Genomic DNA, 9095 nt, shown 5'->3' with positions numbered 1-9095 from the left:
ATGCAGTCATTTTCAATTTCAAGCAGTGCAGCACGACCATACTCAGGGTGCATTCCGTGGATCACGTCGTTCAGACCCTCGTTGACTATGTCAAAGACCACTCGGTCAAGGTAATTACGGGTCTCGTGCTGATGGTCATCGGCTGGTATCTCGGACATCGCCGTGCATCCGCCGACTGGAAGAAGCAAGAGTTCTATGATCGGTTGAATGTGTCGCTGAATATGATCCAGGATGGCACGCTGAAGATTCGCACTCTCAGTGAAAAACGCTGTGAGGACGTGTTCCTCAATCTGGCCGCAGCCCACACGGTTCAGAAACTGGCTCGGCAGACGACCGGAAACGACCCCATCCTTCCGATCCCGGCTTCGGAAAACTGGTTCTATCTGAACGCCATTCTCAACGACCTGTCAGAGCAATTCGCAATCGGTTTTTTGAAATCCGATATGGGAGCGCAAGTCACCACGGCGACGTATCTCATTGCCCTCACCTGCGAATCTGTCGGTGAGATGAAGACGCGAAAAATCCGGGCGATGGTGGTTCGAAAAAGCCTGCTCACGAATCTGCCCGAGGAAATGCCCAGGCTCGAGGCGTCGCACCACATCACCCGCTGGTCAACACTCCAGCGGCTTGCTTCGGAATTTCAGAAGCGCCCCGAGCGTTTTAAAGAGGTCGAACTCGCCGTCTCCTGAGTCCCTTCGCAAGCAGCTCTTGAGGAGTATCGGGTGGGACCAGATAAGAAGGTTTCCTGACCGATCAAGTCCGCCTGCTGCATTCCAAATACGAAATGACAGCAGGGGAACATTCAAGACGTCCGGTTCGAAACTTCACACCTGCAATCGGCAGGACTGGAGGAAAAGATCATGCCCAGCGGACACGCGGCCTAGCGGTTCACACCGATGTAGAACGCGAAGACCTGCTGGATATCGCCCTCTTCTTTCATCAGAGGTACTGCCAGGTCGAGAGCGATCGGAACGGGACCCATGGCTGGCACGGTCACACGGAGACCACCCCCCAGCGACAGACGGAAGTTGCTGAGCGATACATTGTCATTCACAGTACCGAAGTCGGTGAAACCGACCACCTTGATCATTTCATTGGCGGTGACCGGCAACATGTATTCTGCACCACCGAGGACCATGAAGTTACCCCCGGTGTAGACTCCCCCTTCCATCGGGCTCACACCGCGGAACGCAAAGCCGCGGAAGGTCTGGAAACCCCCTGCGAAGAACCGTTCGAAGATCGGTGTGTCGTTGCCTGACCAGCTCGCCTGACCGCGAACCATCAGGGTGTGTTTTCCCTGACCGTCGATTCGTTGATACGTCGTGAAGTACTGACGTGCCTCGGCTTCAAATCGTGGATACGAGTATTCGCCGAAAGCCTGTTCGTAGCTGAAATCGACGTAATGCCCCGACGTCGTGCCGAAAGCGGCATCTCGAGTGTCATGCATCAACGAGCCGCGGATGGTCGAGAGGAAATTGCTTCCGACGGACGCCGCGAGCAGCGGTGGTGTCGGCAGGTACGGGTTGTAGATATTGACGTCTTCCAGTCGCAGGGCTACCGCCGTGGACCAGGTTTGCGTCAACTGGCGACCGAGTCGAATACGGCCCCCGGTCCGGTCTTCGTACCAGTTTCGGTAATAACGAGTGAAGTAGAATCCGCTCAGGCCCAGGTTGAAGTTGGTGTCCAGGAAGTAGGGATCCTGCCAGTCAACCAGGTAACGACTGACCTGCGAACCGGGCATCGCCTCGATCTTGAATTTCTGACCACCACCACGGAAGGCCGTTCCGTTCGTGATGTCAGACCAGCTTCGCGGGGGCTTCAGGATGTCGAAGTTCTGTTCGCTCAGCACAATGTTACCGATGACACCGGCATCGCTGTTTACACCGACACCGAACATCAGGCGCCCTGTACGGGCTTCGGAAACGTAAGCATCCAGGTCGATAAACTCTGGAGGTTCCATCCGTGTCCAGTCGCCCGGATCAGGATCGCGGATCGCCTTTCCGAAGGGGTCCCCCTGAGGACTGTTGTCGAATCCAAAGTTGGCAGGGGGCTGAAGCGGATCGCGACTTTGTGCGCGAAAGATCGGTGTGATGGGCGACAGGTCTTCGTCGAAGATTTCGCGAGGTTTGGGTTCCGGTAACGTAATGGGCTGTGCGATCTGGTCGAAGTGCGAGGCGACGGTCACGAACGGGTCGCGACTTTCTTCACGCGATTCGCTCGTACCAACCCAGCTTTGAAGACCAGAGGGAGGCTGAACAGCCCCTTGTGTCTGCAGTCCTTCCGCCCGTCGGTTGGCGGAGGTTTCCGTTGTGGGCTTTGTCCTGGGGCGAGCACCCTTGGCCGGACGGGTGGGCTTTTCGGGCTTCCCTTCTGTCCGATTGCGAAGTGTGGTGTGTGGCTGAATCGGCGCAGACTGGCTGCGGACGATGTTGTCGTAATCCCGTTTGTCGACCCAGTTCGGGTTTCTCACGACGTTCGTCTCGATCCGCACGCCCCCTTCCGGGCCCGTTTCGAAGTTCTGCGAGCCTTCGAGGCGGCGTTTCATCAGATGGATTTTCTTGGGATCAGCGAGGTCCCCTGGTTGGACGGGCGAGATGTTTCGCACCAGATTCGTCCGCGTGTGCGGGTGATCCCCCTGAATATGGACGTTCAGATTTCGGATGCGATAGACCTTGTCTTCTTCGATCTTGTAGACGATGTCGACGATCCCGTCGTCTTCCGTCCAGCGGGGGACCGCGTCGACCCGGCAGAACAAGCGGCCCTGCTCACCATATTTCGTTCGGATCGCGTCGACGTCTTTATTGATGTCGCGGGTGTTGTAGTGCACCCCTTCCGCGACTTTCATCATTCCGCGGATTTCCTCTTCCGAGATCACATTGTTGCCGTCGACTTCGATACTTCGGATCTTGTACCGGATCCCCTCGTCGATGGTATACAGGATCTTGACCTTGGAACGGTCTTCGGAAAACTTCAGCGTGTGCTTGATGTCAACGTCGAAGTACCCCAGGCTGTGGTAGTACTGTTTGACACCTTCGATATCATCCTTGATCGACGCAGGATCGTATTTTCCACCGAACAGCCACAGGATCTGGGTCTTGGTCCGGGTCTTCGTTTTCAGGATCCCGTCGTAGAAATCCTCGTTTCCGTCAAATTCGACGCCGGAAACAGCGACTTTCGGACCTTCGTTGATCAGAAAGACCACTTCGCGATCCTCGCGATCGTTCCCTTTCTCCAGTTCGACCGTCGCAAAGGCATAGCCTTTTTCGTGGTAGTATTCTTCGATACGGCGAGCACACTCGCGGTTTGAACTGACGTCAAACGGACTGCCGGGCCGGAGCTGAGTCATCGAGTCAAACACTTTCTGTTTGATCTTCTTCAGACCCTTGTATTCGACTCGGCGGACAATGGGACGCTCCAGGACGCGGAAGACCAGCACCACCCCATCGTCGGTGCGACGCAAGGTCGGTTCGACACTGGCAAACCAGCGTGTTCGTACCAGCGCATCAACGTCGTCCTTGATCTGCTTCTGCGTCACAGGGCGACCGGGACGTGTCTTGATGTGTTTGGCGATTTCCGGGTTGGGAATGGTCGAGTTTCCCTCGATGACCACATCCACCAGAGGCTCATCAAGGTGAAAGGGCGTGTCGGGCTTTTCCTCGTCCCCCTCGAACGCGGCAACGGGGCGAATACCCGACAAACCAGAGGTCTTGGGAAGCTTCACCGCCGAGCGATCTTTGCGGTCTGCCGCCGTCGTCGTTGTTCTTTTCGGAGTGGGAAGGTCGAGTGAATGTTCAGGCTCGACCAGACTGCTTTTCGCCGTCTTCGATTTGGCGGCGGACGAGGGACTCGTCGTGGATTGGCCGGATGCATTCTCGACCGCAATCAGACTGCCTGCCACGATTCCCGCGGCGACCATCGAGCGGAAAAATTTCGGCATTGTTTTCAAGCTACGATCGCTGAACGGTCCTGTGCTGACTTTTTGAAATGACTGTGGCTGCGACTGTTGCAGTTCGGAAAGAGACAGATCCGCGGATGGCATTTCGGGAAAGCAGGATAGGGAAAGAATCGATCTGCGACTGGTGAATAGCTTGCCAGCCCCAAAAACCATCGCCCACCGCGAGACGAATGTGCCTCTCGGTGACCCCTTGGTAACGACGGTGTTCGAACTGGAGTGCTGGATCATGCGATCTTTTCTCACGGGCACGAGCATTCAGGCTCCGCGCCAATTTCCGAGCACGGGATAGGATGATTCTGACAGGAATTTCACGAAAGGCGGCAAACGCAACCGGACTCCAAAGAGCCCGCTTACCCTTGCGCCGCGGACAATTAGTCTAAAATGAAAATCTCGACAAGATGAACCCCGCGAAACCGGGCAGGGGTCAGCCGGATTAAAGCCAAATAGGAAACGCTGTTGGAAATCGTTGCGATTCCTGCCGCTTGACCTCCCTTTCGCCCACAAAATCAGTCCACCTGGTTTCAGTCCCTTTGGTTATCGGGTTCCCGCAGTGGGTGATTTCTCCCGATCCTGCTCCAGCAAAAGCCGGGTGTATCCGGCTAGGGACCCGCCGGTCGCAGGGCGCTTCTTGCAGGAATGACCTGAACGGCTTATTAATCCACTGCTGACGTACGTCGGCAGGATGGACCGGGCAGATCGCCGCATGACTTTATTCCGCTAGAAAGCCATCTACCGTTGTTTCTCGAAGAACTCCGCCGGTACGGCCCCGAGTCATCGGCCAGACAGATTGATCGCGCCGAGGCCGAGGCTTACTGCAAACACCTCGCGACCTCGCATTACGAAAACTTTCCCCTCGTCTCGTGGCTGCTTCCCAAAGAACTGCATCAGCACTTCTACAATGTCTATGCCTACTGCCGCTGGGCCGACGATCTGGGCGACGAAGTTGGCGATCCGGCCAGATCACTCGAACTGCTCGCCTGGTGGCGGCAGGAACTGCAGGCATGTTATGCCGGGCAACTGCGACACCCGGTGTTCGTCGCCCTCAAGCCCACCATCGATCAATTTTCGATTCCTGCTGAACCGTTCCTCGACCTGATTTCGGCCTTCGAACAGGATCAGACAGTTCTCGAATATCAGTCCTTTGAACAATTGCGGGACTATTGCCGCCGCAGTGCAGACCCGGTGGGTCGGCTGGTCCTGTACTTGTGTCAGCAACACCATCCACAAAACGTCGTCTGGTCAGATTCCATCTGTACCGGACTGCAACTGGCCAATTTCTGGCAGGATGTCGCTCGCGACTACAAGATCCGCCGAATCTATCTTCCCAGGGAAGACTACGAGCGATTCGGATACCACCGTGAGGATTTCGACCACGGACGCATCAATCCTCCATTCCTGGAACTGATGAGATTTCAGGTTGATCGAGCACGGCAGTTTCTCAACTCGGGATTACCGCTGATCGAGCAACTTCCGGGGCGGATTCAGGTGGATATTGATCTCTTCGCACGGGGAGGCCTCTGCATTCTCGATCGAATTGAATCGATTGGTTACCGGGTCTGGGAGACGCGTCCGAAAGTCACGAAGTTCGATGCGCTCAAGCTGCTGGCCGGGGCACTCTGGCGGAAAGCGTTTCGGTCACGATGACGTCCTCCTGGATGTCGTCGCGACTGCCACCGGTTGCGAACAGAATGGGTTTCACATGACGATTTGCGTTTAGAATCACGCTCATTCCCCCTTTACGGTTTTCAAACCGGCAGGTTGCGGGCAGAATTGGGCAAAAATTGTCCTTGAATCTCCCCTCCCACACCCCTGTCTCGCCCGCTTTGCGGAGGGAGACCCGACGCGATACCTCCTCCTATGCTGTCTCTTGCCGAATCGTATGAGTATTGCCGGGATCTGACGCAGCGGACCGCCCACAATTTTCGCTTTTCGTTTATGACGCTTCCCGCCGAACGCAGGCAGGCGATGAATGCACTCTATGCCTTCAATCGAATCACAGACGATCTGGGCGACGACGATTCGATTGATCTGGAACTACGCCGGATTCGACTGGCTGTCTGGCGTGAAACCATTCGTCACTCGTTGACTCAAGGCAACGCCAAAGCGGGGAATCCGGCGGGGGTAAAGTGTCACGAGGCGTTTCAGGAGCAACTCCTTTCCGTCAGCGGCAAACCGGCCCTCGAAGAAGGAATCGGAACGGCGGAAATGGGGACGTTTTCCGAACATCCGGCGCTCCCGGCGATCACCGACATGGTAACGCGTTACCGAATTCCGCAGGAGTATCTGCTGGCCGTCATCGACGGCGTCGAGATGGACCTCTATCCCTTTGAGATCGCAACATTTGCGGATCTCCAGCGGTACTGCTTCCACGTCGCGGGTGCTGTGGGACTGGGTTGTATTCACGTCTGGGGTTTCAAGGACGAGCAGGCCATTTCGCTGGCCAGTGATTGCGGAATGGCCCTGCAACTGACGAATATTCTGAGAGATGTGGGAGAAGACTCTGATCTGGGGCGGATCTATCTTCCCCGGGAAGATCTGGACCGGTTTGGCTACACCCCCGACGATCTCCGCAACCGCGTGATGAACGACCGATTCCTCAAGTTGATGCAGTTTCAGGCCGACCGAGCCCGACAGTACTACGCTGCTGCCGAACGTCTGTTCGCTTTCCTCGAACCTCCGGGCAAACCGATCCTGCGAGCGATGGTCGATATTTACGAGGGACTGCTGCGGCAGATCGAACGAAACCGGTTTGACGTCTACTCACGCCGTGCCTCGCTGCCGAAATGGAAAAAACTCTGGTACGCGACCCGGGCCATGATCTTCGCTCGGTAGGGAGACACCATGCCTGCGTGGGACCGCGGGGCTCGCTGTTTCCAATTGACGGAAATCGGGATGCTGACGTATACCCCCGGAATGGGGCGTCGGCCATCCCGTCGCCCGTTGCTTCCTTCTGCAGCCCGCGTGGACACCGATGACGCAACCGTTCTCTCCTCTCGAATGGCGGTCTGGCGAAATCCCCTCACCAGATCCCGAATCGCCAGATTTGGACGAAGAGCTCGGGCCGGGTGATGTCCAGTACTTTCGAGGAGGGACAATGCCAATTCCCGATCCCGCATCCTTTGCCGGGTTCAACTCGAACTGGCCCGACGGCGAACTTCCGCCCGACCAGCTACTGAATTCGGTCGAGCGAAGTTTGAGTGAAGTCATCCTCGGTTCCATGCCCGAACCTGTCGAGAGCCCCCCTCCGTCGGTGGCTGCTACGCACGCTGCTCAGGTGATTCAGTCGAAGTCTGTGCCACCCCTGTCTGTTCACACTCCTGTTATTGCTGCCGACACCGGTGGTCTGACACTGGATGATCTTGGAGACGTGGAGCTCGACATTGCGATCGAGCTTGGTCGTTCGGAATTGCTGATTGATGAGGTGATGAAACTGCGGGAGGGGAGCGTCGTGACGCTTGATAAACTCGCCGGAGACCCCGTCGACATCATCGCGAATGGGAAGTTGATCGCACGGGGAGAACTGCTGGTGATCGACGGAATGTTTGGCGTTCGACTCAGCGAAGTTCTCTGACCTCCTCGCTCGCGGTATCGTGTTTCAGGAATGGTCTCAGTTTATCGATCAACTTGATCCCCAGTCCTCGCACGCGGGCAACGTCGTCAATGGATTTGAACGGACCGTTCTGCGTGCGGTCCCCAACGATCCGGCGCGCCAGCTTCTCACCGATACCATCGAGTTGTGCCCATTCGACCCACGAAGCCTGATTGATATCAATTGAGTAGAAAAACTCGCGCGGTTGCTGATTGATAATCTCGATCTCGGCCTGACCACCTGACGAAAGTCGCCAGCGGAAGATGACGAGCAGACCGAGCAGCGCGATCACCAGAAATCCCAGGAAGAACTGGTCGGCTCGCCGCAACCAGAGTGTGATCGGTGCCTGGTCGGATGGAGTTCTGTGATCACCCGCCTCAGCACCAACCGGGCCCGACTTCGTCGGCGACGGCTCCGAGCTGACGGAGTGTCCCTGGGGCAGAGCTGACGGTGCACGAAGCGATTCCACTCCCGGTCGTATCGGGGTGGAGCGGTCTGCTACTTGCCTCGCCCGGCGGCTCGCCATTCGCACTCCTCGTTGAGATGGGAAACTCTGGAAAAGTTCCGGATTGTAGCAAAGTTTTCAGTGACGATTCAGAATTCGCCGCTCTGTTTTCGTGAGACGAAGCCTCTTGCGGTGGAAGTTCTTCCCTTTCGCTACTGACTTGCGTAAAGTTGAGAAGTGCAGGGGACGCGCCCGTAACGTAGCCGCATTGTGCGATCACGGACATGGACAGGGAGATGGGAACGTTGATGTTAAACCGTGCCTCGATCGCCGTGATGCTGTTGCTGACCTTTCTGGGCCGCATCGACACCGTTTTGGCGCAAACCAAGGATCCCAAAGCGAAGCTCGCCGCGCAACGCGGAATCGACTGGCTGGTCAGTGAGCAGCACCGCAGCGGATACTGGGAAGCCAACCAGGGGCAGTACCGCGTTGCGATGACCGCGCTGGCAGGCAACGCGATGCTCTGCGAAGGTTCCACAACGACTCGGGGACGTCTTGCCAAGCCCATCTCACGGGCTGTTGATTATCTGATCGATACGGCTCAACCGAACGGCTTGATCGGCTACAAGCACGACTATCACTACACCTATGGGCACGGCTTCTCGATGCTGTTCCTCTCGCAGGTCTACGGCGAGGAAGAGAACGCACAGCGACGTGAGAAACTGAAAGAAGTCCTGACGAAGGCGGTTCAATTCTGTGGTGAAGCTCAGACACCCGATGGCGGCTGGGGCTATGTCTCGGCCAAGGATGGAAACAATTTCGACGAAGGTTCGACATGCGTGACCCAGGTGCAGGGACTGCGAGCTTGCCGCAACGCGGGAATTCCCGTTCCTCGCGAAGTAATCGATAAAGCGGTTGAGTACATCCGCAAGTGCATGGCACCCGACGGAGGCATTCAGTACAGCCTGCGCAACGCGGGTGGATCCCGCCCCCCGATCACTGCGGCAGCCGTCGCCTGTCTGTTTAATTCGGGCGACTACGAAAACGAAACTGCCAAGAAGCTGTTGAACTACTGCCAGAAGAACATCGAAGGGACGAACAACCAG

General features: G+C 56.7%; 7 protein-coding genes. 5 read left to right on the top strand and 2 right to left on the bottom strand.

What is annotated here, in order from left to right; genetic code table 11:
- Nucleotides 1-689: hypothetical protein (locus VGE80_RS01850; RefSeq protein WP_440591463.1), on the top strand; the 689-nt coding region annotated here is incomplete at its 5' end.
- Between the two features lie 191 nt (nucleotides 690-880).
- On the opposite strand, the gene VGE80_RS01845 is transcribed toward VGE80_RS01850, so the two are convergent.
- Nucleotides 881-3937, bottom strand: a complete 3057-nt coding sequence (locus VGE80_RS01845) for a POTRA domain-containing protein (protein WP_440591462.1) — start codon at nucleotides 3935-3937, stop codon at nucleotides 881-883.
- Nucleotides 3938-4690: 753 nt separating this feature from the next.
- Here VGE80_RS01845 and hpnC point away from each other — a divergent pair.
- The 3 genes from hpnC to fliN all read left to right on the top strand — a co-directional run bounded on the left by hpnC (nucleotide 4691) and on the right by fliN (nucleotide 7526).
- Nucleotides 4691-5599 carry a squalene synthase HpnC gene (gene hpnC, locus VGE80_RS01840; RefSeq protein WP_440591461.1) on the top strand — a complete coding sequence of 303 codons (909 nt, stop codon included), beginning with the start codon at nucleotides 4691-4693 and terminating at the stop codon, nucleotides 5597-5599.
- Between the two features lie 213 nt (nucleotides 5600-5812).
- Nucleotides 5813-6787 carry a phytoene/squalene synthase family protein gene (locus tag VGE80_RS01835; protein WP_373651120.1) on the top strand — a complete coding sequence of 325 codons (975 nt, stop codon included), beginning with the start codon at nucleotides 5813-5815 and terminating at the stop codon, nucleotides 6785-6787.
- A gap of 262 nt (nucleotides 6788-7049) precedes the next feature.
- Complete coding sequence (gene fliN / locus VGE80_RS01830) at nucleotides 7050-7526, top strand: flagellar motor switch protein FliN (RefSeq protein WP_440591460.1); 477 nt, start codon at nucleotides 7050-7052, stop codon at nucleotides 7524-7526.
- Here the strand turns inward: fliN and VGE80_RS01825 are convergent.
- Nucleotides 7510-8070, bottom strand: coding sequence for a ComEA family DNA-binding protein (locus VGE80_RS01825; RefSeq protein ID WP_373651122.1), 561 nt, complete (start codon nucleotides 8068-8070; stop codon nucleotides 7510-7512). The genes fliN and VGE80_RS01825 overlap by 17 nt on opposite strands.
- A gap of 215 nt (nucleotides 8071-8285) precedes the next feature.
- Between VGE80_RS01825 and VGE80_RS01820 the strand changes: the two genes are divergently transcribed.
- Nucleotides 8286-9095: prenyltransferase/squalene oxidase repeat-containing protein (locus tag VGE80_RS01820; protein ID WP_440591459.1), on the top strand; the 810-nt coding region annotated here is incomplete at its 3' end.

It is taken from the genome of Schlesneria sp. (assembly GCF_036405755.1).
GTDB classification, from domain to species: Bacteria; Planctomycetota; Planctomycetia; order Planctomycetales; family Planctomycetaceae; genus Schlesneria; species Schlesneria sphaerica.
The sequence above is the reverse complement of the archived record's forward strand: the minus strand, read 5'-3'. Positions and strand labels throughout refer to the sequence as shown.

Excerpts from the sequence above, each read along its gene's own strand:
- VGE80_RS01845 (WP_440591462.1), bottom strand. The coding sequence starts at position 3,937 with ATGCCGAAATTTTTCCGCTCGATGGTCGCCGCGGGAATCGTGGCAGGC.
- VGE80_RS01835 (WP_373651120.1), top strand. The coding sequence starts at position 5,813 with ATGCTGTCTCTTGCCGAATCGTATGAGTATTGCCGGGATCTGACGCAG.
- fliN (WP_440591460.1), top strand. The coding sequence starts at position 7,050 with ATGCCAATTCCCGATCCCGCATCCTTTGCCGGGTTCAACTCGAACTGG.
- VGE80_RS01825 (WP_373651122.1), bottom strand. The coding sequence starts at position 8,070 with ATGGCGAGCCGCCGGGCGAGGCAAGTAGCAGACCGCTCCACCCCGATA.